This is a genomic window from Rhodococcus sp. APC 3903, assembly GCF_030407755.1.
Taxonomy (GTDB): domain Bacteria; phylum Actinomycetota; class Actinomycetes; order Mycobacteriales; family Mycobacteriaceae; genus Rhodococcus_F; species Rhodococcus_F erythropolis.
Genome location: NZ_JASDCV010000011.1, coordinates 123840 through 148077 on the forward strand (window position 1 = coordinate 123840; position 24238 = coordinate 148077).

Here is a 24238-nt window from a genome sequence, read left to right on the forward strand (position 1 = left end):
CTGGCCTCTCAGGACTTTGCGTGGCGCTTCGCCAGCATCCAACGAGAGATCTTCATGTCCCGAGCTTTTCGTTCGATGGTCAGCAGGTCCAACGGAGCGCTGAATTTCTGAACGGCCAGTGATTTCACACTGCTGAACTCACGCAGCCCATCGGCTCCGTGGATACGCCCGAACCCGGAATCGCCGACCCCGCCGAACGGCAGGGCGGCGATTCCGGCGAATCCGAGAACCGAATTGACCGTGACGACGCCGCATTCGAGCTTCTCGGCAATCGCTCGACCCTTCGACGAACTCTTGGTGAACACCGAGGCGCCCAAGCCGTACTTCGACGCATTGGCACGCTCGATCCCCTCGTTCATGTCGGCGACCTTGTTCACCACGACGCTCGGGCCGAACGTTTCCTCGGTGATCGCCGTGGAATCCTCCGGAACATCCGTCAGGATGATCGGATCGATGAACGGACCGTTGAACGAATCAAGTCCGCCGAGTACAGCTTTCGCGCCGCGACCGAGAGCGTCTTCGATCTGGCCTCGGACTATCGCAGTCTGCTTTCCCAGCGTCATCGGCCCGTAGGTCGAGCTGTCGGTGGCGCCGGCGTGGGCGTCCTGAAGCGCGGCGGTGAGCTTGGACAAGAAGGCGTCGTACACGGGCGCTGCGACGTAGATTCGTTCGACGCCGGCACAGGTTTGTCCGCCGTTGCCCACTGCCCCGAATGCAGCGAAGCTCACGGCCGCATCGAGGTTGGCGTCGGAGTCCACCAGCATGGCGTCCTTGCCGCCGCATTCGGCGACCAGGGGAGTGAGGGTGTCCGCGCAGGCGGCCATCACGCGCTTTGCGGTAGCCGTCGAGCCGGTGAATGCGATCTTGTCGACACCGGACGAACACAGAAGTGCACCGGTTTTTCCGTCACCGGTAATGGTCTGCAGGACAGGGTGTCCGGGCGCGGCGATGTTCCACAGCCGGGCCAATTCGACGCCGACGCCTGGTGAGAGTTCGCTCGGTTTGAAGACGACGGCGTTGCCGGCGGCCAGTGCGTAGCCGATCGAACCCATCGGTGTGTACAGCGGATAGTTCCAGGGGCCGATCACACCGACGACGCCCATCGGCCGGTAGCCGACGGATGCAGACTGGTTGGCGCTGATCAGTCCTGCACCGACGCGTCTGCGGCGCAATACTTTCTGTGCGTTGCGTGCCGCCCAGTCGAGATGTTCGACGGCCAGCATGACTTCGAGAAGGGCGTCGTCGCTGGGTTTTCCGGTCTCGGCGGAAATGATCGCCGCCATCGATTCGGCGTGAGTGGCGATCGCGGCGCGGAAATTGCCGAGCACCTTCCGGCGGCCTTGGAATCCGAGTTGATCCCACCACTTCGACGCCGCGCGTGCTGCGGCGACCGCTTTCTCGATCTCTTGCTGATCTGCAATGGGGTGCTGCGCGACCACGGAATCGTTGCGAGGGTCGAGGCTCGCGAAGGTGTGATCGTCCGATTTCGGATCTGTCGACGTGGACGTGCTCTGGCGGCCGAGCTGTTCTGTCATGTTCTTCAGATCCTCCACATGTCGGTGCATCACATATATGTGATGTGATTTACTGTGCTGGTAGTCACAGTATGCGTCGGACCGAGCTCCGACAAGCCTCCAGCCTCATCTCACTCGGGAGTTTTCGATGTACATGGATTTCACGCAGGAGCAGTCTGATTTCGCCAAGTCGGTAGCGTCGTTCTGCAAGAAGGAAAGTGGTACCCGTGAGCAGCGAGACCTGCTGACCGATCATGGCGCCCATAACCACAACCAGGCGTTCTACGAGAAGATGGCGGAATTGGGTTGGCTCGGGCTGACTGTCCCGGAGGAATACGGCGGATCTGCCGGAAGTACGGTCGACCTGTGCATCTTCCTGGAGGAAGCAGCCAAGGGCATGGCGCCGATCGGTGGACTGGGCCCGACCGTCATCACCGGGGCTGCATACGAGAAGTTCGGCAGTCCGGCCCAGAAGGAGGCAGTGCTCGGCGGGATCGTCCGTGGCGCGTCGCAGTCGATCTCGATGTCCGAACCCGAAGCGGGCTCCGACGTGGGAAATTTGAGTTGCCGCGCCGAGAAGGTCGACGGTGGGTGGCTGATCAACGGCCAGAAGACGTGGTGTTCCAACGCGCACTTCGCCGAGAACATCCTTCTGGTGGCTCGCACATCCCGAGGTGAAGGCAAGCATGAGGGCCTGACGATGTTCCATGTCCCGGCCGACATCTCCGGATTGAAGATCAGTGGAATCGACACCATGGGCGGCAAGGAGGTCAACGATCTCTACTTCACCGACACATTCCTGCCCGAGGACGCGGTGGTTGGGGAAGTCGGCAACGGCTGGCGTCAACTCATGGCCGGACTCAACATCGAACGCCTCATCCTCGCGGCGATGATGCTCGGGACCGCGCAGCGCGCTTTCGACGACACCCTCGAATTCGTCACCACGCGTAAGCAGTTCGGCCGTCCGGTCGGATCGTTTCAGGCGCTTCGCCACCGGATCGCGGATCTCGCCACGGAGATCGAATGCGGCCGTCTGCTGGTCTACAGCGTTGCCCGAATGGTCGACGCCAACCCGACCAAGATGTTCCCGCGGGAAGCGTCGATGGCCAAGCTGAAGCTGACCGAGACCGCCAAGAAGGTCGCGCTCGAGGGGATGCAGATGATGGGTGGGTACGGTTACGCGACTGAGTTCGACATGGAGCACCATGTGCGAAAGACTCTTGTGTCCTCCATTTATGGTGGTACCAACGAGATTCAGCGAGACATCATCGGCAAAATGTACGGACTGTGAGGATCGGTTGTGGCAACGTCTGCACGCACTCGGAGGGCGACATCTGAGCTGAGGAGACGGCCACAGTTGTCGGAGGACGTGGCCAACCACGTTCGTAACCTGATCATGTCCGGCGCTGTGCGTCCGGGCGAGTTCGTCAGATTGGACGAAACCGCAGCCGACCTCGGTGTCAGCGTGACGCCGGTGCGAGAAGCCCTCGTCGCATTGCGCGGCGAGGGAATGGTCGAGTTGGTTCCGCATCGCGGCTATCTCGTCTCGCCCCTCAGTCGCCAAGACATCGAAGACATCTTCTGGTTGCAGGGGCAGATCGCAGTCAAGCTGGCTTTGCGGGCGATGGACACCATCACAGCTGATCAACTGGTGGAACTCACGGAACTCAACGCCGATTTGCGAGCGGCGGTCGACGCTTCGGATGCAGCTGCGATCGAGCAGTGCGAATTCGAATTCCACCGCTTGATCAATCGCGCTGCGGGTGGTGCGAAGCTGGCATGGTTCCTGTTCGGCGCGATTCGGTACACCCCTGCTCGTCTCTACGCGACGGATCCAGGCTGGGGTGAGCTTGCAGTATCGAGCCACGACGCTTTGATCGAGGCGTTCGAGAAGCACGATCGAGAACAGGTGGACGCGCAGATGAGTCTGCAGTTCTCCGACGGCGCTGCTCGACTTCTCGCTCACCTCGACAACATCGGGATCTGGGACTGAATCAGGAGCTCAAGACGGAGGTAGGGCGGGAGCGAGCAGGATCGCTGCACATTCGGCGACCAGTTCTTCTTCCGTCACGTCGATGTATCCGTCCAGCCATGCACTGAGGGTCTGCGCCAGGCCGCCGACCAGGAAGGTTGCCGTCAGCGTCAAGTGGCCGCTGTCGTTCAATCGGTAGAAGGTCTTGGCGTTGGCGGCCAGGAGACCGATGAATATCGTCGTCGACGCTCGTCGTTTCTCGGCCAGGACCGGGCTCGTCAGGGCGCTGGAGAACAGTAGACGTCCGCGACGGGGATCCTGCGCGATCGTGCGGACGATGTTCGCGATTCCGGCGAGCGCCTTGCCTCGTTCGGTCTCGGCGGCGTCCACCGCGGCCTGGGTTGAAACGGCGATGTCCGTGATGACGGTGTCGTAGACGGCCGACATCAGAGCATCACGATCGGTGAAGCTCTCGTAGAAGTACCGCGCCGCGACACCGGCCTTCTTGCACACTCCGCGGACCGTGAGTTCGGGCTCGGCGGAGCCCATGAGTTCCAGACCGGCCTCGATCAGCGTCTCTCGTCGTTGGGCTACGCGGAGCGCGCCGTCGACGCCACCGTACGAACGCGGTTGGTCATTCATGAAGACCATCTTTGCATCCCGAGATTGCTTGACATCTCGGCATTTCGGCGTTTCACTCATCCGAGAACGTGCGTTCGCAGATATCGACTCGAAGGGGTTCTGCCATGACGGTGAGTAGGGATTCGATGGACGGGCGCAAGGAAGCGGTGACGGGCGGCATCGGAGCGGTCGGCGTCCAGGCGGTCGACATCGACGCCGAGGTCGAAAAGGCGATGTCCGGGCTCGGACTGTTGGCCGCAGGCGCCAACGTCATCATGCAGTTGGCGCGCCCGGCGGTGGGGTACGGCGTGTATGAGAGCAAGGTCGAGACGGGTCGGTTGGATCGGCATCCGGTGAAGCGAACCCGGACGACGCTGACGTATCTCGCCGTCGCGAGCCTGGCGACGGACGAAGAAAAGAAGCTGTACCGACGCGCAGTCAACGGCTCTCACAAGCACGTTCGCTCCGATGAGAACAGCGCGGTCGAATACAACGCGTTCGATCCCGAGCTGCAGTTGTGGGTAGCCGCCTGCCTGTACCGAGGGTTCGAGGACGTCTACAAAATCTTGTACGGGGATCTCGATCCGGTCACCCAGGATGCGTTCTATCAGCGAAGCGCCACGTTCGGTACAACCCTTCAGATGCGACGCGACATGTGGCCGGCGGACCGGGATGCGTTCGAGGTCTACTGGAACGAGAACCTCGACAAGGTGGCGATCGACGAGACGATTCGTGAGCATCTCTACGGGATCGCGTCGGCGACCTTCACGCCGAAGCTGTTGCATCCCGTGGTCGGTCCGCTCAACCGATTTGTCACCACCGGGTTCCTGCCCCAGGCCTTTCGTGACGAAATGCGGCTCCCGTGGTCAGCGCGTCGGCAGCGTAACTTCGACCGATCCATGCGGGTCGCCGCGCTGGTCAATCGGTTCAGCCCGAAGATTCTGCGGATGTTCCCCTACAACTTCTATCTCTGGGATCTGCGTCGGCGCATCGCCAAGGGAATCCCGTTGGTCTGAGCCGACTCTGACACTTGAAGTGATTGACACCACAGGTGAATCGGACACATACTCGACATAGTTGAAGTTGACGTCAAGTTTTAACTTTCCTGTGGAGGCTGTCAGTGGCGAACATCGAAGGCGTATGTGACCAGCGATTCTCTGGCTTGAAGGAGGCGCTGGCACGCAATCTCGATTCCGGCGAGGACGTCGGGGCAGCGATCGCACTGACGATCGACGGCGAATCCGTCGTCGACATGTGGGGCGGTTGGGTCGACGTCGAGCACACTGCTCCTTGGGCCCGCGACACCGTCACCAACGTCTGGTCCTGCAGCAAGACCGTGACCGCACTGGCCGCGCTCATGCTCGTCGACCGCGGGTTGCTGGATCTCGATGCCCCGGTCGCGCAGTACTGGCCCGAGTTCGCAGCAGCGGGTAAGGACCGTATTCAGGTCCGGCAACTGTTGTCGCACACTTCGGGTGTTTCGGGGTGGGATCAACCGTTCACCTTGGAGAACATTTGCGACGACGCGTACGCCACAGCCCGGTTGGCGACGCAGGCTCCGTGGTGGGAGCCGGGTACCGCATCCGGATATCACGCCCTCAACTACGGCCACCTGATCGGCGAGGTCGTCAGGCGCATCGACGGTCGAACCCTCGGCCGCTTCATCGACGAGGAAATAGCCGGTCCGCTCGATGCTGATTTCCGCCTGGGCTTGCCGAAGTCCGAATATGGGCGAGTCTCGAATGTGATTGCGCCACCGCCGTTGCCGATCGACATCGCGGCACTCGGGATGGACAACATCATGGTGAAGACCTTCACCGCGCCGCCAGCCGACGCGACAGGTTCGTGGACCGACGGGTGGCGAGCCGCCGAGATCGGTGCGGCCAACGGTCATTCGAATGCGAGGGCGCTCGCAAGGATCCAATCGGTGATTGCGTGCGGTGGCAAGGTCGGTGACGTTCGCCTGCTGTCGGAGGAAACGATCGACAAGATCTTCGAGGAGCAGTCGTACGGGGTCGACCTCGTCCTCGGTGTGCCGGTCCGCTTCGGCGTCGGATTCGGATTGCCGACGCCCGAGTCCGTCCCGTTCATTCCGGAGGGGCGAATCTGCTTCTGGGGAGGTTGGGGTGGCTCGCAGATCATCATCGACACCGAGAAGCGCATGACCTTCTCGTACGTGATGAACAAGATGGGGCCGGGCCTGCTCGGTTCCGAGAGGTCGGCGCAGTACGTATCGGCTGCCTACGACGCACTGAGCTGATCGATGTGACTGCGTTTGATCGATATGACAGGGAGGGCGAAGCGCTACTCAAATCCTTGCTGAGTAGTAGCCGAGGGGGCTGGGTGTAGGCCCGATCGCTAATCCGGCGGAACGGTTGGTTTGTCTGCTGCAGCTGACTATGCTGCCGGATATGCCAGTGTGCTCCGGGGGGAAATCAGCTTGTCCGCTACGTCGAAGTGTGCCCGAAAGTTGCAGACCTGCATCGGCTGACCGGCGATGAAGGGTTTCGTCGAAGTTGTCATGCGCTGGTGGCAGTTGCCGGACCAGTTCCATAGTTTCAGCAGGTACCTCGAAGACCGCAGGTTCTTGACTTCCTGCCGGGCGCTGGTCGGCGGAACGGCACTCTGGATGGGGTTGGTGTTGCTGTCGGCGCGATTCAGTGACGTCGGTCCGCAAGGTACGTTCTGGCGAGCGGTCAATCTCATGGTCATAGTCCTGTGCGTCGGCGCGGCCCTGATCTGGTGGTTGTTTCCGCCGACGCCGCTGTGGTCGTACACCTTTGTCGTGGGTTCCGACGTTGCGATTGCGGCGGCCGCCGCAACCGACTCGGAACCGATGGGACGGCTCATCGCGTGCGTCGTGTTTGCGTCGATCGGCGGCTATATTGCGTTCTTCCACAATCCGAAACTCCAAGTCGGTCACTTGGTCTTCGCCTCGATTGTCACGGTGCTTTCGGGGTGGACTTTGTTGTTCGGACCAGCAGCGGACGTCGGCTTGGGGTTGGCGAAAATCGCGGTCGTGATGGCCACCATCATTGTGATTCCCGTGGTGTCCCAAATGGTTCTGGCAGTTCTGGGATCCGACGCCACTACTTCCGACATCGACCCGTTGACCGGTCTGCTCAACCGTCGCGGACTTTCGCGTCGTGTGAAGGATCTGATGGGGCCTCCGGTGACCGAGGCCGACGCGGTTCTCGTAGTGGTGATCGATCTCGACCGATTCAAGACGATCAACGACGTTTACGGCCACGACGTTGGGGACAGCACGATCCTGCGAACGGCGCTGCGTATTCGCCTGTGGACAACCAAAGCTGCACTGACCGCCCGCGTGGGCGGTGACGAGTTCGTCGTGGTCGAGCGGGTGCCGGTCAGCGTGATAGCGAGGCTGGAAGGACAGATCCGCTCGGCAATGGACGGGGCGACCGATGATCCACCGACGAGCGCGAGCATCGGAATGGCGGTCCGCACCGCGCCCCGGCATCCGGGTGAGTCCGTCGACGAAGTCTTTGCCGAACTCTTCCGCGTCGCGGACACGGTGATGTACGAAGCGAAGCGCGAAGGTGGCAACCAGGTTCGGGCGAGCCTGGTCTGATGTGAGAGCTCAGTCGGCGAAGCTCAGGCCGCGTTCGGCGAGTGCTTCACGCAGAATCCTCAGAGCCTTCGGTCCCATCCCGTGCAGAGCGCCGAGTTCCTTCTCGGACACGGACGTCAATTGCGCGAGATGGGTGTAGCCCGCTCCGATCAGCGCGCGCTGTGCGGGAGCTCCCGTTTTCGGGAAGTCGGTTTCCACTGTGCCCGGATCCGGTTCTGTCACTGGCCAACTCCTCCGTGTGGGTTTTCCACAGTTTAGCGAGCGTCGTGAACGATTTCGGGGCTGTCGATTTTGTCGGGCGTTCGCGGAAGCGCGCGAGCTGCCACGGCAATGCCGATGATCGCGATAGCGGCGAAGGTGAAGAGAAGCAATTGCGCAGAACGAAGCGTCGACGGTTCGCCGATGTTCACCAGCACTCCGGCCAGGGCCGCGCCGAAGGCATTGGCGATCAGCTGAACGGTGTTGATGGCAGCGGAGGCACGCGCACCTTCTCCGGGATCGGTGACCGAGGTCATCGCACCGACTGCAAGATGGGGCCAGGCGATGCCGATTCCGACGCCGGCGACCAGCAGTCCGATCACCCACGCGACCATCGCACCGGCGCCGGCGTGTTCGGTGAGAAATGCTGCCATGATGCCCAACCCGATCGCGACGAGGATCGGACCGCTGACAACGATTCGTCGCACGATACGAGGGGTAGTCGCCGAGGCGCTCGGGATTTCGCCGAGAGTCCAGCCGAGAGCGAGTGCGGCCCCGAGGAATCCGGCCGCGAGCGGTGCCAGTCCGGCAAGTCGTTGGCCGAAGAGCGGAATGAATGTCTCGACGGTCGACGCAACAGCGAGGACGACGATGGTCAGGTACACCCATTTGAGCGACGACGCGTTGAACGTCGACGGCGGTAGTACGCCGTGGCGCGAGCGACGGTCAGCGGCGACAAAGGCGATCAGTAGCAGCACAGCGGCGAGAACCATTGCTGCGGTCACTGCGAGGTTGGACAGAATTCCGGCAACGCTGACCAGCAAGGCTGCCGCAGTCAGCAATGCCAGGGAGAGGACCGGCACCGGGCTACTGGTCGTGCTGCCCGGTTCATGTGCCGGTAGCGCGCTGGGGACGAGAGCTGCGACTGCGATCGTCGCGACAACCAGAACGCCGAAAGCCCATCGCCAGGCTCCGAATTGAGCAAAGACGCCGCCGATTGCAGGGCCGGCGAAGGTGCCGACTCCCCACATTGCCGAAACCAGCGCGGCCCCGCGGGTCCACAGATGTCTGGGGAGCGCGGCATTGATGACGGCGTAACCGAGACCAGCCAGCAGGCCACCTCCCGAACCCTGGATCGTGCGGCCGACCAACAGCAATTCCATGGTCGGGCTGACCGCACAGACGACGGTGCCGAGCGCGAAGATCGCGAGGCCGATCAGGTAGGCCCCGCGCGGTCCCCTGGCGGCGAGGACGTTGGTGACCAACATCGAGGAGATGACGGAAGCGATGAGGAAGACCGTCGCGGTCCAGGCGTAGTACTGCTGACCGCCGATGTCGTCGATGGCAGTCGGAAGCAGGCTGGTCGTCAGGTAGACGTTGGTCGCGTACAGCGCGACGCCGCCTGCGAGGACGGTAGCGGTGCCGAGGTATCGACCGCTCAGGAGCTGCCGCCAGGTTCCGGCGGGAGCATCGGTGGGGGAGTGCATGTTGTCGAAGGTAGAATCTCAAGTGCGCTTCAGGTCAATGTCGCGCAGCCATTGGGAGGCAGAATGATCCGTAAGAGTGACGAACTTCTCTCGATCGGTGAGGTATCGGCGCGCACCGGCGTCGCCGTGTCGGCGGTGCGCTACTACGAAACACTCGGTCTGGTTCCTGCAGAGCGGACGGCAGGAAATATGAGGAAGTTCCCGCGCCACTCGATCCGGCGGGTGTCGCTGATCCAGTTGGCAGTCAGGTTCGGGATACCTCTGGCCGAAGTCGCCGAAGTATTCGGGTCGTTGCCGCAGGGGCGAACTCCGACGAAGAAGGACTGGCGCAAGATTTCGACGGAGTGGAATCAGCGCCTCGAGGATCGCAAGCAGGCCATCAGCCGGATGCAGGACGAACTGACGGGCTGTATCGGCTGTGGGTGTCTGTCACTCAAGACATGCAACCTGCTCAACCCTGGAGACGAACTGGGCCGGGAGGGACCCGGCGCCAGACGTCTCTGAAACTACTGTCGGTCAAACTCTTTCGCGTGGCCGCGACTGAGCATTCCACCGACCACCACGACGCTCGATCTCGATGGGATGCGAGAAGCACTCGCTGATGTTCTGGGTGGTGATCACATTCTCGGCGAGGCCGCTGGCGGTCACGACGCCGTCCTTGATCAGGAGAGCATGTGTGGTGGTGCTCGGAATCTCTTCGATGTGATGCGTCACGAGGATGCTGGCAAGTGACGGGTTCTGATCGCGGAGATCGTCCAGAGCCGTCAAGAGCTGTTCGCGCGCAGCAAGATCGAGCCCGGTCGCCGGTTCGTCGAGCAGGAGCAGGCGTGGTTCCACCATGAGTGCACGGGCGATCAGGGCTCGCCCCCGTTCGCCCTGGGACAAGTTGGGCCACAGTGCGTCCGAACGCGGACTCATCCCGAGTAGATCGATCAGTGCGTCGGCATGAGCCTCTTGCTCCGGCGTCGGCGACCACCGCGGCATTACCTCGGTGGTGTTGGTGAGGCCGGTGATCACGACGTTGCGGACGGTGATCGGAATTCCGATCGTGTGACGCGGGTTCACGTGCCCGATGTCCATCCGCAGTTCCCTCATGTCGACTCGGCCCAGCTTGTGCCCGAGGACGTAGACGGAACCGCGAGTCGGGTGGGCGGTTGCTCCGAGAAGGCTCAGTAGGGTGCTCTTGCCTGCACCGTTCGCGCCGAGGAGCACCCAGTGTTGCCCTGGTTCGATCGAAATGTTGATGTCTTTCAACAAGTATCGGCCGTCGCGGACGAGATCCACGTGTTCGGTCGACAGAACGGTGCCATTGGGGTGTTGCACGAGAACTAACCTCTCTTAGGCGTCGAGCACACGCAACCGCCGTAAGACGGTGTCGATATTTGCTCGGGTTGCCGCTACCGCGGCTTCTGGGTCGGCGTCTTGAAGGGCCTCGACCAACTGATCATGGGCATGTGAGGTGTCGGGGACGCCGGCCTCGTGGGCCATCATCTCGACGAGGGATTCACGAAGGAGTGGACGCACCGACGTGAACAGCGAGAGCAGAACCGCGTTTCCGGACAACCGAACGACTTCGGTGTGGAAGTCGAGGTCGACGTCGACGAACTTCTCGACGTCACCCTCGAAATGACTGTGTCGCATGGTCAGTCGCCGCCGCAGGCCGTCGAGGTCCTCGGGTTGTACCCGCTCCGCGGCCAGTCTGGCGGCCTCGATCTCGAGTGCGCGACGGACTTCGAAGACCTCCAGGATGCGTGAGCGTCGAAGTAGCTTGGTGAATTCGTCGACGTGCTCGAGTTCAGACGCGGCAGCCACGAAGGTGCCGACGCCGTGTCGGACTTCGAGTAGTCCGTCGCGAGCGAGGAGGCGGATTGCCTCGCGAATCGAGGAACGCCCGACACCGAGTTCGACGGCAAGGGCCGCCTCGCTCGGTATGCGCTCGGACGGCGCCCACGTTCCTTGCCTGATTCGCCCGCGAAGCAACTGTTCGAGTTGCGGCACCAGCGGACCACTGCGAAGTGTGAATCCTGTGTGGTCGTCGGACACGGCTTGCCTCTCGTGGGGGTACCGACAGCGTAACAACTCATCAGACGTCTGAGGACTCGGGTGGGCCGTGTGTCGGAGCAGTGCTCACGCAGTCGATACCGTCAGTTACGGGTGACGCCGAGGAGCAGTGCGATCAGGTCGAGGGCCGTCTCGATCTCCGCCTTTTCCCGCCCGAGTAGAGGGGCGTAGAGGTGTACGTCGCAGATGCGAACGAGAGCTTCGCCCAGCACTTGCGGCGAAAGCGTGATCGTCAGTTGGCCGGCGTCGACCTGGGACTGCAAGATTTCGGCGGTGATGGAGGCGGAGATCGATTCGATGGAGCCGGGCATCATCGCGAGTTTGATGAACACCATCGGTTCGCGTTTGGTCAGCGCTCGCAGTTCGGTCGACGATTCCACCGACCGCATGACGCGTCCGAAGACGTCGAGGATGTACTCCGGACCTTGCCCCGACGCCTGTGACATCGCCTTCCGGTATGTCCGTTCGGTGGCCTCGGCCAGCACTGTTCCGAGCAGTTCGTCGCGATTGCCGACCCAGCGGTAGAGCGTCGCGCGGCCTACTCCGAGACGTTCGGCGAGCAGTGACATGTCGAGTGGTTCCTCCGCGAGGTACATGCTCGCGGCGGTGTCGATCGCGCGTCGGCGTTCGAGGTCGGTAGGCATCGGGACATTCTCTCCGGTTGTCCGGTACTGCACAATTTCGGCGGTCGAACAGAGGTGGGCTTCGGGTGGCTCGAGCCTATTGACGAACCAAGCGACGTGAGACACACTAGCTCATTGTCTCATGTTAGTGATGGCGATCACAGTCAGGGGTTCGATCGATGAGTTCAGTACAAACCGTTCGTGGGCCGGTGGACACAGCCGATCTGGGAAAGGTGTTGATGCACGAGCATGTCTTCGTTCTGGGGGAGGAGATGCGTCAGAACTATCCCGACTACCCGGAGCCTTGGGACGAGGAGGCTCGAGTAGCCGATGCGGTGACCAAGCTGTCCGAACTGAAGTCGCGAGGGATCAGCACGATCGTCGATCCCACGGTCATCGGACTCGGTCGCTACATCCCGCGTATTGCGCGGATCAACGAGCAGGTCGATCTCAACATCATCGTCGCCACCGGCGTCTACACGTACAACGACATTCCGTTCCAATTCCATTACACCGGTCCAGGTTTGCTGTTCGACGTGCGCGAGCCGATGGTTGATCTATTTGTGAAGGACATCAAGGACGGCATTGCCGGCACAGACATCCGCGCGTCGTTCCTCAAGTGCGCCATCGAAGAACCTGGTCTGACTCCCGGCGTCGAGCGTGTGATGCGAGCGGTCGGTCAGGCGCAGGTCGAAACCGGGGTACCGATCACGGTTCACACGAACCCGCACACGGAATCGGGCCTCGTTGCGCAGAAGGTTCTGGCCGAGGAAGGTGCAGATCTGAGCAAGGTCGTCATCGGGCACTCGGGTGATTCGACCGACCTGGACTACCTGTGTGCTCTCGCCGATGCGGGTTCGCTACTCGGGATGGACCGTTTCGGTCTCGATGTTCTGCTCCCGTTCGAGGAGCGGGTGAACACCGTCGTGGAACTGGCCCGCCGAGGCTATGCCGAGAAAATGGTTCTGGCACATGATGCCTCGTGCTTCATCGACTGGTTCTCGAGTGAGGCCAAGGCGGCCGCAGTACCGAACTGGAACTTCACCCACATCAGCGATCAGGTCATTCCCACGCTGCTCGAGCGCGGCGTCACCGAGGATCAGATCAACACCATGCTGGTGGATAATCCACGTCGGTACTTCGAGAGCTGAGTTATGACCAACGTGTACGAGAGCAAGCCGTGGCTCGCCAATTACGACGCCGACACTCCACCGAACGTGGACATCGAGCATGCCAACGCCCTCGCGATGTTCCGTGCGTCGCTGGAGCGCGATCGCACCGCCCCGATCATCAGGTACTTCGACAGGACTGTCAGCTTTGCCGAGCTCGACGAGATGTCGGACGCGCTTGCCGTAGCCCTCGCCGTGGACGGAATCGGGTTCGGCGACAGAGTTTCCTTTGTCCTGCAGAATGTTCCGCAGTTCGTCATCGCGACGGTCGCAGTCTGGAAACTCGGCGCTGTCGTCGTTCCGGTCAATCCGATGTACCGGGACCGTGAGCTGTCCACCGTACTCGCGGACAGCGGAGCGGTAGCAGTTATCTGTCTCGAGTCCTCGGCCGAGACCGTGGCGACTGCGTCCGATGGCACCGAAGTGCGACGGGTCATCACTACGTCGGAACGGGATTTTCAGTCGCGTGACGATGAACGGATCTTCGGTTCGGCGTCCAGGATTCGTCATGATGGATTTCCGGACCTACTGGAACTGATCGAGGCTCATCGAGGGCAGAAGCCCGAGAAGGTCGATCTGTCCCCGGAAGACCTTGCCTACCTTCCTTATACGTCGGGGACGACCGGCCCGCCGAAGGGGTCGATGAACACGCACTCAAATGTCGTGTTCGCAGCGCAGATCTATCGGGACTGGTTGGGGCTGCGCCCCGGCGGCGCGATGTTCGCGGTGGCGCCACTGTTCCATATCACCGGGTTGATCGGGCACGTCGCGGCTCCACTCCTGGCCGGCGCGCCCACGATTCTGACCTGCCGATTCCATCCCATCGTTGCAGCGGAGTCGATTTCGGAGCATCGGGCTACTGCGATCATCGGAGCGATCACGGTATTCATCGCGTGGACGGACAGCGCCGCAGTCTCGAAGGAATCGTTGAGCTCTCTCGAGTCGGTGTATTCAGGTGGCGCGCCGATCCCGCACGCGGCGTTGGAAGCGTTCCGGGCGAAGTTCGGTCTTTACATTCACAACGGCTACGGGCTGACCGAGACGAACAGCCCGGCGATCGTGGTGCCGAATTCGCGTGAAGCGCCGGTAGATCCGGCGTCGGGGGCCGTTGCTGTCGGCGTTCCGGTATCGAATACGTACGCCGAGGTGGTGGACGAGAACGACAGGCCGGTACAGATCGAGGAGTACGGCGAGATCGTGGTCTCCGGTCCCCAGGTTGCACTCGGATACTGGAACAAGCCGGACGAGACCGCACATGCGATGCCGGACGGGCGTTTTCACACCGGCGACATCGGATTCATGGACGGCGACGGTTGGTTTTACATCGTCGACCGGATGAAGGATCAGATAAATGCCTCGGGCTTCAAAGTGTGGCCACGCGAAGTGGAAGATGTTCTCTACGAACACCCTGCCGTACGAGAGGCTGCCGTCGTCGGTGTCATGGATCCGTATCGCGGCGAAACCGTGAAGGCCTTCGTGTCTTTCAAGGACGGTGTCGAGGCGACCACCGAGGATCTGGTCGAGTTCTGCAAGGAAAGGCTTGCAGCATACAAGTATCCACGCATCGTCGAGGTCATGAATGACCTGCCGAAAACAGTGAGCGGCAAGATTCTTCGTCGTGAACTGCGGGTACCGAACTAGATCTGCCTGACAAACGAATTGCCGGCCGCCGACAAGGTGAGCCGGCCATTCGTCGTGGTGATCGGCGAGCATCGATAGGGGATTTAGTCCCTTATGCGGCAATGCATTTCAGTGATTGACATCACTCTTTTTGTATCGCAGACTGATCGCAACGCCACAGAGTTGAAGTTGGTGTCAGTTTCTACTTCTGGCCCGGTTTCACTTCTCAACTCCCGGCGCGACGAGCGTCCGACCCATCGAGGAGTAACCCATGACGAGATCGGCAGTGGATTCGAACACGCAGGCAGGGGGCCTGTCCGATCAGGAACGGAAGAAGAAGAAAGCGCACCGCAAACTTCTCGGCGCGGGACTGCTCGGCAGTTCCATCGAGTGGTACGACTTCTTCTTGTACGGAACGGCTGCGGCACTGGTCTTTCCGCATGTGTTCTTCCCCGATTCATCCGCACTGATGGGCACATTGCTCTCGTTCAGTACGTTCTGGGCCGGCTTCGTTGCCCGCCCCATCGGCGGTTTGGTCGCCGGACACTTCGGCGACAAGTACGGACGCAAGCCGGCCGTCGTCACCTGCCTGTTGCTGATGGCTGTCGCGACGTTCCTGATCGGCGCGATTCCGAGTGCGTCGGCAATCGGCGTCGTCGCTCCGATTCTTCTGGTGACACTGCGATTCATCCAAGGTCTCGCCTGCGGTGGCCAGTGGGGCGGAATCGTCCTTCTCCTCACCGAATCCGCGAGTCCCAAGAAGCGTGGATTCTCAGGCACTTTCGGTCAGATGGGTGTCTCGTTCGGTGTAGTGCTGGGCAACCTGGTCTTCCTCGTCGCGACCGCGACCATTTCCAACGAAGCATTCCTGAGCTGGGGTTGGCGGGTTCCGTTCTTCGCCAGCGCGCTGCTCTTCCCCGTGGTTCTGTACATCCAGACGAAGGTCGAGGACACGCCGGAATTCCTCGAGTTGCAGGAAGACGCCAAGAAGAACCAAAAGGATGTCGTCGTTCAGGCTCCACTGGCGCAGGCGCTCAAGGATCACTGGCGCAAGATCCTGCTTGGCTGCGGACTTCTGGCCGCCACCAATGCACTGTTCTACATCAGCATTGCCGGCGTACTCAGCTACGGCACAACCGAACTGGGGTTGAAGCGGAACTCACTGCTCATCATCTCGCTCCTGAGCGCGTTGCTGACAGTCGGCGTGGTGCTGTGGTCCGGGAAGATGTCCGACAAGATCGGTCGTCGTCCGATGATCCTGATCGGCGCCGCGGCGATCGTGGTCTGGGCATTCCCGTACTTCTGGTTGATCAACACCAAGTCCCTGCCGCTGTTCTTCATCGCAGTCACGGTCGGCAGCGTGTTCCAGTCGATGACCTACGGGCCTATCGCGGCATACATGGGTGAACTGTTCGCACCCAACGTGCGCTACTCGGCAGCATCGTTGGCCTACCAGTTGGCTGCGATCACGGTCAGCGGCGGCACCCCGTTCATCATGACAGCACTTATCGCGAAGACCGGAACCACGACATGGGTTGCCGTGTTCGTGGCACTCATGGGCTTGGTGACCTTCTTCAGCGCTTGGGTGCTGAAAGAGACCAATCCGAAGGAAGTTCGGGACGATCCGGACGCAATTCCGGGCGCGCACCTCTACGCCAGGTAATACCTTCGGTCTCGAACAGACGCCCGCTATCGGTCACCGGTAGCGGGCGTCTGACGTATAACTGGAGCATGGCTGCAGCACGCACAGGCTCCGAAGATGCTTCGTCGACAGTGTCACGGGAACTCCCCTCCACTCAGCGTGGTTTGCGTACGCGTCGAGCGTTGATCGATGCGGCTCGCACCGTCTTCGAACGGACCGGTTATCTGGACTCGCGTCTGATCGACATCACGGTGGAGGCGCAGTGCTCGGCCGGTACGTTCTACACCTACTTCGCAAGCAAGGAGGAGATCTTCGCGGCTGTGATGGAGCTGGCGCGCGAAGACATGATGCATCCGGGTATGCCGCACACTCCGAAAGGCGCGGATCCCGCTGAGGTCATCGCGGCGAGCAACCGCGCGTACCTCGAGGCGTACCGACGTAACGCGAAGCTGATGGGACTGCTCGAGCAGGTCGCAAGTATCGATCCGGAGTTCCGGGTTCTCCGCCTCGAGCGTGCTGACGCGTTTGTTCGACGCAACGCGCGCAGTATCGAGAAGCTGCAGAAAGCCGGTCTGGCGGACGCGAACCTGGATCCGCTACTGACGTCTCGGGCACTCTCCGGGATGATCAGTCGACTTGCGTTCGGGTACTTCGTATCCCGCGGCGGCGAGGACGGCGCCGCCGGAGTGACCTTCGATGGTCTGCTCGATACGGTCAACCGGTTGTGGATCAACACTTTACAATTCTCGCTGCGCCAAAACTGATGTTGACGCCGGGTTCATGTTTGGTGTCTGATGGAGCAATGACACCTACGCGTACGGCAGTGCTCGTCGATTTCGGTGGAGTTCTCACCTCCAGTGTTCTTCAGGCCTTCGAAGATTTCGGGGCCTCGCTTGGGGGAGACCCACGACTTCCGTTGACCCTGCTCTCCCGCGACGACGTCTCGAAGAGGCTGCTCTCCGATCACGAATCCGGAAAGATCGACCAGGAGGCCTTCGAGGCCGGATTCGGAGAACGTCTACGAGCGCACGGCGCAGTCGTCGACAGCGTTGGATTGGTCGACCGTATGCAAGCCGGGCTGATTCGAGACGAGGAGATGGTGCGTCTGCTCGCAGACGTGCGGGCGGCGGGACACCCTGTTGCGCTCGTGTCCAATGCTTTCGGGCGTGATTGTTATGCGGGATTTGTCCTCGAGGACCTGGCCGACGAAGTGGTGATCTCCTCGGAAGTCGGGATTCGTAAGCCCTCTCGTCAGATCTATACCATCGCGTGTGAGCGCCTGGGCGTCGCGCCCGAAGATGCCGTGATGATCGACGATCTGCAACAGAATCTCGACGGTGCGGCACGATTGGGGATCGCCGGCATTCTCCACACCGACGCGGAAAGCACTCGCAGACAATTGGCATCGACGTTCGGGCTACTGCCCACGCAGTGAAACTGTAGGTTTCTCGGTAACACTCGAATACTGCTGGAACACTTTTGGAGGAACGAATGATTGCTGTCATCGCGGATATCACCGTCAAGGACGGAAGCGGCGAGCAGTTCGAAGCCGTAATCGCCGAACTTGCGGAGAAGGTGCGCACGGAGGAGTCCGGAACGGTTCTGTATCAACTGATCCGATCGAAAACGGATGCGAATTCCTACAAGTTCATGGAGTTGTATCAGGACGGTGCTGCCATCAAGGCTCACGGAACGTCCGAGCATTTCCAGGCTGCAGGAAAGGCGATGGCACCCTTCCTCGCCGGCGCCCCGCAGATCGAGTACTTCGACGCTCTCTGAGCGAGTGAACAGGTGAGCCCCGGCGAAATCTGGCCGGGGCTCACCTGTGTTTTCAGTTCTGCTTCTGGGCGAGGAGTTCGGTTCGGTCGATCGATCGCTTGAGGATCTTTCCCGTCGAACCCTTCGGGAGTGCGTCGATGAACTGGACGACTCGGGGAATCTTGTAGGCGGAGAGACGTTCCCGAGCCCACGAAGTGACGGCGTCTGCTTCGAGGTCGGAGCCTGGACGCACGGCCACCACTGCGGCAACTTCCTCCCCGTAGTAGTCGTCGGGTATGCCGATCACTGCGGCTTCGATGATGTCGGGGTGCTGGTAGAGCACCTCTTCGACCTCGCCCGGATAGACGTTGTATCCACCACGGATGATGAGGTCCTTCACTCGGTCGACGATGCGAAGGTCCCCGTCGGGATCGGTCTCACCGAGGTCTCCGGTGCGGAACCATCCGTCGTCGGAAAGAACGGCGGCGGTGTCTTCAGGGCGCTTCCAGTAACCCTTCATGACCGTCGGTCCTTTGATGAACACCTCGCCCACTGTCCCTGCCTCGCAGACATTTCCGTCGTGATCACGCACCTCGACCTCGGTGCGCGGTACGGCGCGGCCGGTGTATCCGATCTTTGCGACGCGGTCGATGCTGTTGAAAGTCCCGAACGCGCTCGTCTCGGTGAGGCCGTAGCCCTCGAGGATCGTGCAGTTGAACCGTGCTTCGAAGGCGCGAGCGACTTCACCGGGAAGTGATGCGCCACCGGAGATTGCGATCCTGAGTTGTTCGAAGTCGGAGCTGTCCACATCGGCGGCGGCGTGCAGCATGGCATTCCACATGGTGGGGACACCGGCCATGATGGTGAGCTTGTCCCGGCGGACCAGGTCGAGCATGGCAGCGGGGTCGAACCGGGCGAGCAGGGACAGTGATCCGCCGCCGGTGAAGGTTGCCATCATGACCGAACCCTGGCCGAAGATATGGAAGAGCGGCAGTCCGGTTCCGGTGCGGTCCGAAGGGTTTCCGCGGCTGCTCTCGGCGCCGATCTCACCGGCGGACAACAAATTCCCGACGGTCAGCTGAGCGCCCTTCGGGCGTCCGGTGGTGCCGGAGGTGTAGAGAATCGCCGTTGTGTCTGCTGTGTCACGGTCGACCACAGTTGCGGGTGCATGATCGGCCTGCGCCGATTCTTCGGTGAGTGTCCACACCGGGACACCGCGCGCACTCCCTGCATCCTGGACTGCGGGACCGAGCTGATGCCACGCGATGGCCAGGGAAATCTCCGCGTCGTCCAGAACGTACTCGACTTCGGGTTGCGCCGACATCGTGTTGATCGGCACCACGACACAACCGGCGGCCTGAATTCCCATGTACGCCACGACGAATTCCGCTACCGACGGTGCCGCTAGGAGAACCCGATCGCCTACGCTCAACCCGGCATCGCGAATGCGGCCGGCGAACGCCAGGGACGCGTCGTGGAGCTGCCGGTAAGTCCAGTGTTCATCCGTGCCGCGGATCGCAGTGCTGTTTCGAATTGCGATGTTGTCCGGAGTGACTTCCGCGTGACGGGTCACCGGGTCGAGAACGCTAACCATGGTTCTGCCTTTCGGGAGGAATCGACCGATTGTGTGTCCTGGGTCTCACCAGAGCGTACACTTGAATCCGGCGTCAACATCGAGTCTGCTGGGATTGTCCCGAAATGATGTTGGCTCGGAAGGATGGGGAGCGCACCGTGCTCGATGACGAATCGCGAATTGCCGCCCTGCCGGTGGCTCCGCCTGCGCTGCTCCGAGATCGGCCCACCACCGAGCGGGGAACCCGCACGCGCGCAGCGCTGATTGCCGCTGCCCGCACGGTATTCGAGCGTAGTGGCTATCTCGATGCCCGTCTGATCGACATCGCCAAAGAAGCCGGCTGCGCGACGGGATCGTTCTACACCTACTTCGCGAACAAGGAAGAGGTCTTCGCCGCCGTCCTCGAGGTCGCGCGAGACGACATGATGCACCCGGGCATGGGACGCGTTGCGGGCGCAGACGATCCGTACGCCGTGCTCGAGGCAAGTAATCGAGCGTATCTGGCGGCGTATCAACGCAATGCGAAATTGATGGGACTGATGGAGCAGGTTGCTCACATCGACCCGGAGTTCCGAAAGTTCCGCAGCGAGCGTGCCAATGCGTTCATGCGCCGTAATGCCCGCGGGATTGCAGATCTGCAGAGTCGTGGTATCGCGGACACGACGCTGGATCCGATGACAGCGTCAATTGCTCTGTCCGGCATGGTGAGTCGGCTCGCCTACAGTCTGTTCACCCTCCATGAGGGTGAGGTGGACGGGCGTTCGCCGGAGTTCGATCAGATTGTCGCCACGGTGACAGACCTGTGGGCTAACGCGCTGAAGTTCCCTGACCGATCCTGAAGCGGCAGGTCGCCCCGGCCGTATCGACGTTCGAGCGGCCGGGACGTGCCGAGTCTTGTTTCAGCTTTTCTCTAGTCGGCTTTTCTCTGTTCAGCTTTTCTCTGTTCAGCTTTTCTCGACGACGCGAGCGACGGATTCGGCCACGACGACTGGCTTGTCGGAACCTTCGCGCTCAACCACCTGGCTCATCTTCACCTGGATTCCGCCGGGCAACTGCTCCGCGGACACGACGGTTGCACGCATGCGGACCCGGGATCCCACGGGAACGGGAGCGGGGAAGCGAACCTTGTCGTAGCCGTAATTGAGGCTGTGGGCGAAGCCGTCGAAGTGGATGAGTTGGTAGGAGAACTGTGGGCCCAGCGAGAGGCTGAAGAGTCCGTGCGCGATCGTGCTGCCGAGCGGGCTCGATGCGGCTCGTTCCGGGTCGACGTGAATCCACTGATGATCGTTTGTGGCTTCGGCGAACGCGTTGATGCGCTCCTGGGTGATGTCGTACCACTCCGTCGGGCCAAGTTCCTGGCCGATGAGCTTCTCGAGCTCGGCGAAGGTGGACGGGCGGACGGGCAATTGGTTTTCAGTCATCGTTGATCCCTTTACTCGCAGTTCAGGAGGACGGAACGGGCCGTTCGGGTGACCGTCGCGATTCGACGGTTGAAACTGACGCCGGATTCAACTATACATGAGGGGAGACGTGGATCACTGTCAGCGCGTAGGTATGACGCAAGCGAGAGGAATCGCTCATGAAGGTTGCCCAGAAGGTAGCAATTGTCACCGGTGGCGGCGGGGGGATCGGCGGTGCGTTGGCGCAGCGACTGGCCGCAGAGGGCGCTCGCGTCGTAGTAGCCGACCTCGACGGGGCGGCAGCTTCGGCAGTGGCAGAGGCGATCAACATGGAGCATCCCGGCGCAGCAGTGTCTGCGGGTGGCGACGTCTCCGACGAGACGGTCATTGCGGGCCTCATCGCGCAGGCGGAAAAGGAATTCGGCCCGGTCGACCTCTACTTCGCCAATGCCGGCGTCACCGGAGGCATGGGCCTCGACATCAGTGAGGACGTCTGGGACACGACGATCGACGTCAACGTTCGCGCCCACATTCGTGCCGCCAGGCTCCTCGTCCCTGGTTGGACCGAGCGCGGGGAAGGCTACTTCATCAGCACTGCCTCTGCTGCCGGCTTGCTCAGTCAGGTCGGGTCCGCCGCGTACTCGGTGACCAAACATGCCGCGGTCGCGTTTGCCGAGTGGCTCTCGATCACCTACGGAGATCAGGGCGTTCGCGTCAGTTGCCTGTGTCCGATGGGTGTCAACACCAAGCTTCTCTACGAAGGCGAGAACTCCGGCGATCCGGTCGGCAAGGCCGCAACCGGGGCCGTGCTTGCGGCAGGCAATGTTCTCGAGCCTGCTGAATGCGCCGAAATCGTTCTTGCCGCAGTAGATGCCGAGGAATTCCTCATCCTTCCGCACAAGAACGTTCTGGACATGTACCGGCAGAAGGGCGCCGACTACGACCGTTGGCTGCGCGGGATGCGCCGGTACCAGGCGTCGCTGCTCGCGGGAACGCGATGACCGAGGAACTCGTCCTCTCCGAGCAGAGAGGAGCGGTGCTGGTCCTGACATTCAATCGGCCCCGCGTTCTCAACGCGTGGACCAACGAGCTCGAAGATCAGTACTACGACCTTTTGGCCGCAGCAGACGAAGATCCCAGTGTCCGAGCAATTGTTGTCACCGGCTCCGGTCGAGGATTCTGCTCGGGGGCTGACCTCGGCAATTTGAAGAACGTCGGCGACGTCTCCGAAAGTGATCTTGTCCGACCACGGGACCGTGATTTCCCGACCACGATTCGCAAGCCGCTGATCGCTGCCGTCAATGGCGTCGCCGCAGGGCTCGGAATGGTCGAGGCTCTGTACTGTGACGTTCGTTTCGGCTCGAGTGCAACGCGATTCACTACCGCGTTCGCGCGTCGAGGCCTGATTGCGGAGTACGGCATCTCCTGGATGTTGCCCCGCTTGGTCGGTCACAGTCGAGCAGTCGATCTTCTGCTTTCCAGCCGGATGGTGGATGCCGACGAGGCGTACCGTATCGGTTTGATCGACCACCTGGTCACCGGCGGTGACGTTCTGGATGCGGCGATTGCGTACGCCGAGGACATCGCGGCCAACTGCTCGCCGACGTCCCTCTCCGTCATCAAATCTCAGATGAGTGCCGACGCGCACTCGACCTTCACCGATTCCGCCAGGCGTGCGGAATCGCTGATGCTGAACGCATTTCACGGCCCGGATGTCGTCGAGGGCGTCAACAGCCATCTCGAACATCGAGCCCCCAATTTTCCTTCCCTCTCTGTCAGGAGTTCACATGTCAGTGTTTGAGTTCTCGGATCGCACCAAGAAGTACCAGGCCGAACTGCTCGATTTCATGGACAAGCACGTTTACCCGGCCGAAGCGGTCTACGAAGAGCAGATGCGTGAGTCCGGTAACCCGCACTTCCAGCCGCCGATCATCGACGACTTGAAGAAGGAAGCCAAGGCGCGCGGGCTGTGGAACCTCTTTCACCCGCATCCCGAATGGGGCCCCGGCCTGACCAACCTGGAATACGCACCGCTCGCGGAGATCATGGGCCGCAGCCACCTGGCTTCCGAAGCCACCAACTGCGCCGCTCCGGACACGGGAAACATGGAGGTGCTCACGCTCTTCGGCACCGACGAGCACAAGGAGAAGTACCTCAAGCCGCTTCTCGAAGGCGAAATCCGTTCTGCTTTCGCGATGACCGAGCCCGAGGTTGCCAGTTCCGACGCCACCAACATCCAGCTTCGTATGGACCGTGACGGCGACGAGTACGTACTGAACGGCCGTAAGTGGTTCGCTTCCAACGCTTTGCACCAGAACTGCAAGGTTCTGATCGTCATGGGCAAGACCGACTTCAATGCCGCCACCCACCGTCAGCAGTCGATGATGGTCGTTCCGATCGATGCTCCCGGCGTCACGATCCTGCGCAACCTGCCGGTCTTCGGCTACCAGGACCGCGAAGGACACGGCGAGATCACTTTCGAGGACGTGCGCGTCCCGGCCAAGGACATTCTCGCCGGCGAGGGCGAAGGATTCGCGATCAGCCAGGCCCGCCTCGGCCCCGGCCGCATCCACCACTGCATGCGTGCAATCGGAATGGCCGAGCGCGCACTGGAACTGATGTGCAAGCGCGCATCCACCCGCATCACCTTCGGAAAGCCCGTCAGCGACAACGCGAATATCCAGGACTGGATCGCCGAGGCTCGTATCGACATCGAGATGGTTCGACTCCTCACTCTCAAGGCCGCACACATGATGGACACGGTGGGCAACAAGGAAGCGCGCACCGAGATCGCAGCCATCAAGGTTGCAGCGCCGAACATCGCGCTCAAGATCATCGACCGCGCCATCCAGGTTCACGGCGGCGGCGGCGTCACGGACGACTTCCCGCTCGCGATGGCTTACGCCCACATGCGTACCCTTCGCCTGGCTGACGGCCCGGACGAGGTGCACAAGCGCGCCATCGCCAAGCAGGAACTGCGCAAGTACCGCGAAGTCAAGGCGAACTGA

25 protein-coding genes are annotated in these 24238 nt (G+C 61.5%); 16 read left to right on the forward strand and 9 right to left on the reverse strand.

Translation table 11 applies throughout. The features are described 5' to 3' along the window. Nucleotides 1-8: 8 nt before the first annotated feature. The gene (locus QMA15_RS17365; RefSeq protein ID WP_279163474.1) at nt 9-1535 is read right to left on the reverse strand and encodes an aldehyde dehydrogenase family protein; all 1527 of its coding nucleotides are present in this window, start codon (nt 1533-1535) and stop codon (nt 9-11) included. A 127-nt stretch (nt 1536-1662) separates the two neighbouring features. On the opposite strand from QMA15_RS17365, the gene QMA15_RS17370 reads away from it, so the two are divergent. Beyond that, on the forward strand, nt 1663-2805 hold the full coding sequence (locus QMA15_RS17370) for an acyl-CoA dehydrogenase family protein (protein WP_279163475.1): 1143 nt from the start codon (nt 1663-1665) through the stop codon (nt 2803-2805). 9 nt (nt 2806-2814) lie between these two features. Further along, nucleotides 2815-3507, forward strand: a complete 693-nt coding sequence (locus tag QMA15_RS17375) for a GntR family transcriptional regulator (protein ID WP_019745722.1) — start codon at nt 2815-2817, stop codon at nt 3505-3507. 9 nt (nt 3508-3516) lie between these two features. Here QMA15_RS17375 and QMA15_RS17380 read toward each other — a convergent pair whose 3' ends face one another. Next, the gene (locus QMA15_RS17380; RefSeq protein WP_019745721.1) at nt 3517-4137 is read right to left on the reverse strand and encodes a TetR family transcriptional regulator; all 621 of its coding nucleotides are present in this window, start codon (nt 4135-4137) and stop codon (nt 3517-3519) included. 116 nt (nt 4138-4253) lie between these two features. Between QMA15_RS17380 and QMA15_RS17385 the strand changes: the two genes are divergently transcribed. The 3 genes from QMA15_RS17385 (at nt 4254) to QMA15_RS17395 (ending at nt 7699) form a co-directional block, all read left to right on the forward strand. After that, nucleotides 4254-5123, forward strand: coding sequence for an oxygenase MpaB family protein (locus QMA15_RS17385; protein ID WP_279163544.1), 870 nt, complete (start codon nt 4254-4256; stop codon nt 5121-5123). 104 nt (nt 5124-5227) lie between these two features. Then, a complete protein-coding gene (locus tag QMA15_RS17390) occupies nt 5228-6367 on the forward strand; it encodes a serine hydrolase domain-containing protein (RefSeq protein WP_020971091.1) in 1140 nt (379 codons plus the stop codon). A 237-nt stretch (nt 6368-6604) separates the two neighbouring features. Then, nucleotides 6605-7699 carry a GGDEF domain-containing protein gene (locus tag QMA15_RS17395; RefSeq protein ID WP_279163476.1) on the forward strand — a complete coding sequence of 365 codons (1095 nt, stop codon included), beginning with the start codon at nt 6605-6607 and terminating at the stop codon, nt 7697-7699. Nucleotides 7700-7708: 9 nt separating this feature from the next. On the opposite strand, the gene QMA15_RS17400 is transcribed toward QMA15_RS17395, so the two are convergent. Further along, entirely contained in the window at nt 7709-7921 is a 213-nt protein-coding gene (locus QMA15_RS17400) for a hypothetical protein (protein ID WP_020971089.1), read from the reverse strand. A 32-nt stretch (nt 7922-7953) separates the two neighbouring features. Then, nucleotides 7954-9384 carry an MFS transporter gene (locus QMA15_RS17405; protein ID WP_133727248.1) on the reverse strand — a complete coding sequence of 477 codons (1431 nt, stop codon included), beginning with the start codon at nt 9382-9384 and terminating at the stop codon, nt 7954-7956. Nucleotides 9385-9447: 63 nt separating this feature from the next. Here QMA15_RS17405 and soxR point away from each other — a divergent pair, with 63 nt between their 5' ends. Beyond that, nucleotides 9448-9888, forward strand: a complete 441-nt coding sequence (gene soxR / locus QMA15_RS17410) for a redox-sensitive transcriptional activator SoxR (protein WP_020909439.1) — start codon at nt 9448-9450, stop codon at nt 9886-9888. A gap of 12 nt (nt 9889-9900) precedes the next feature. Here soxR and QMA15_RS17415 read toward each other — a convergent pair whose 3' ends face one another. The 3 genes from QMA15_RS17415 to QMA15_RS17425 form a co-directional block, all read right to left on the reverse strand. Beyond that, the gene (locus tag QMA15_RS17415) at nt 9901-10707 is read right to left on the reverse strand and encodes an ATP-binding cassette domain-containing protein (RefSeq protein ID WP_046379453.1); all 807 of its coding nucleotides are present in this window, start codon (nt 10705-10707) and stop codon (nt 9901-9903) included. A gap of 15 nt (nt 10708-10722) precedes the next feature. Beyond that, nucleotides 10723-11427 carry a FadR/GntR family transcriptional regulator gene (locus QMA15_RS17420; protein WP_019745713.1) on the reverse strand — a complete coding sequence of 235 codons (705 nt, stop codon included), beginning with the start codon at nt 11425-11427 and terminating at the stop codon, nt 10723-10725. Between the two features lie 101 nt (nt 11428-11528). Then, nucleotides 11529-12089 carry a QsdR family transcriptional regulator gene (locus QMA15_RS17425; RefSeq protein ID WP_003943195.1) on the reverse strand — a complete coding sequence of 187 codons (561 nt, stop codon included), beginning with the start codon at nt 12087-12089 and terminating at the stop codon, nt 11529-11531. A 158-nt stretch (nt 12090-12247) separates the two neighbouring features. On the opposite strand from QMA15_RS17425, the gene QMA15_RS17430 reads away from it, so the two are divergent. From QMA15_RS17430 to QMA15_RS17455, 6 genes are all read left to right on the forward strand, one after another. Further along, nucleotides 12248-13219, forward strand: coding sequence for a phosphotriesterase (locus tag QMA15_RS17430; protein WP_019745711.1), 972 nt, complete (start codon nt 12248-12250; stop codon nt 13217-13219). Between the two features lie 3 nt (nt 13220-13222). Then, on the forward strand, nt 13223-14878 hold the full coding sequence (locus QMA15_RS17435) for an AMP-binding protein (RefSeq protein ID WP_279163477.1): 1656 nt from the start codon (nt 13223-13225) through the stop codon (nt 14876-14878). A gap of 250 nt (nt 14879-15128) precedes the next feature. Continuing rightward, nucleotides 15129-16520, forward strand: coding sequence for an MFS transporter (locus tag QMA15_RS17440; protein ID WP_279163478.1), 1392 nt, complete (start codon nt 15129-15131; stop codon nt 16518-16520). A 68-nt stretch (nt 16521-16588) separates the two neighbouring features. After that, complete coding sequence (locus tag QMA15_RS17445; RefSeq protein WP_019745708.1) at nt 16589-17263, forward strand: TetR/AcrR family transcriptional regulator; 675 nt, start codon at nt 16589-16591, stop codon at nt 17261-17263. Nucleotides 17264-17301: 38 nt separating this feature from the next. Further along, nucleotides 17302-17934, forward strand: coding sequence for an HAD family phosphatase (locus QMA15_RS17450; RefSeq protein ID WP_097386737.1), 633 nt, complete (start codon nt 17302-17304; stop codon nt 17932-17934). A gap of 56 nt (nt 17935-17990) precedes the next feature. Continuing rightward, complete coding sequence (locus tag QMA15_RS17455) at nt 17991-18278, forward strand: putative quinol monooxygenase (protein ID WP_279163479.1); 288 nt, start codon at nt 17991-17993, stop codon at nt 18276-18278. 52 nt (nt 18279-18330) lie between these two features. Here QMA15_RS17455 and QMA15_RS17460 read toward each other — a convergent pair whose 3' ends face one another. Further along, nucleotides 18331-19851, reverse strand: a complete 1521-nt coding sequence (locus tag QMA15_RS17460; RefSeq protein ID WP_279163480.1) for an AMP-binding protein — start codon at nt 19849-19851, stop codon at nt 18331-18333. 137 nt (nt 19852-19988) lie between these two features. Between QMA15_RS17460 and QMA15_RS17465 the strand changes: the two genes are divergently transcribed. After that, a complete protein-coding gene (locus QMA15_RS17465; RefSeq protein ID WP_081051189.1) occupies nt 19989-20669 on the forward strand; it encodes a TetR/AcrR family transcriptional regulator in 681 nt (226 codons plus the stop codon). A 105-nt stretch (nt 20670-20774) separates the two neighbouring features. Here the strand turns inward: QMA15_RS17465 and QMA15_RS17470 are convergent, their stop codons facing one another. Next, nucleotides 20775-21251 (reverse strand): MaoC family dehydratase, encoded by a 477-nt coding sequence (locus QMA15_RS17470; protein WP_003942878.1) that lies wholly within the window; start codon nt 21249-21251, stop codon nt 20775-20777. 158 nt (nt 21252-21409) lie between these two features. On the opposite strand from QMA15_RS17470, the gene QMA15_RS17475 reads away from it, so the two are divergent. Genes QMA15_RS17475 through QMA15_RS17485 form a run of 3 tightly spaced genes read left to right on the forward strand, consistent with a single transcriptional unit; the run spans nt 21410 to nt 24238 of the window. Then, nucleotides 21410-22231: an SDR family oxidoreductase gene (locus tag QMA15_RS17475; RefSeq protein ID WP_020909431.1), complete on the forward strand. Its 822-nt coding sequence runs from the start codon at nt 21410-21412 to the stop codon at nt 22229-22231. Continuing rightward, nucleotides 22228-23031, forward strand: coding sequence for an enoyl-CoA hydratase-related protein (locus QMA15_RS17480; protein ID WP_279163482.1), 804 nt, complete (start codon nt 22228-22230; stop codon nt 23029-23031). The genes QMA15_RS17475 and QMA15_RS17480 overlap by 4 nt, the downstream gene beginning before the upstream one ends. Then, nucleotides 23018-24238 (forward strand): acyl-CoA dehydrogenase family protein, encoded by a 1221-nt coding sequence (locus QMA15_RS17485; RefSeq protein ID WP_019745701.1) that lies wholly within the window; start codon nt 23018-23020, stop codon nt 24236-24238. Before QMA15_RS17480 ends, QMA15_RS17485 begins: the two co-directional genes overlap by 14 nt.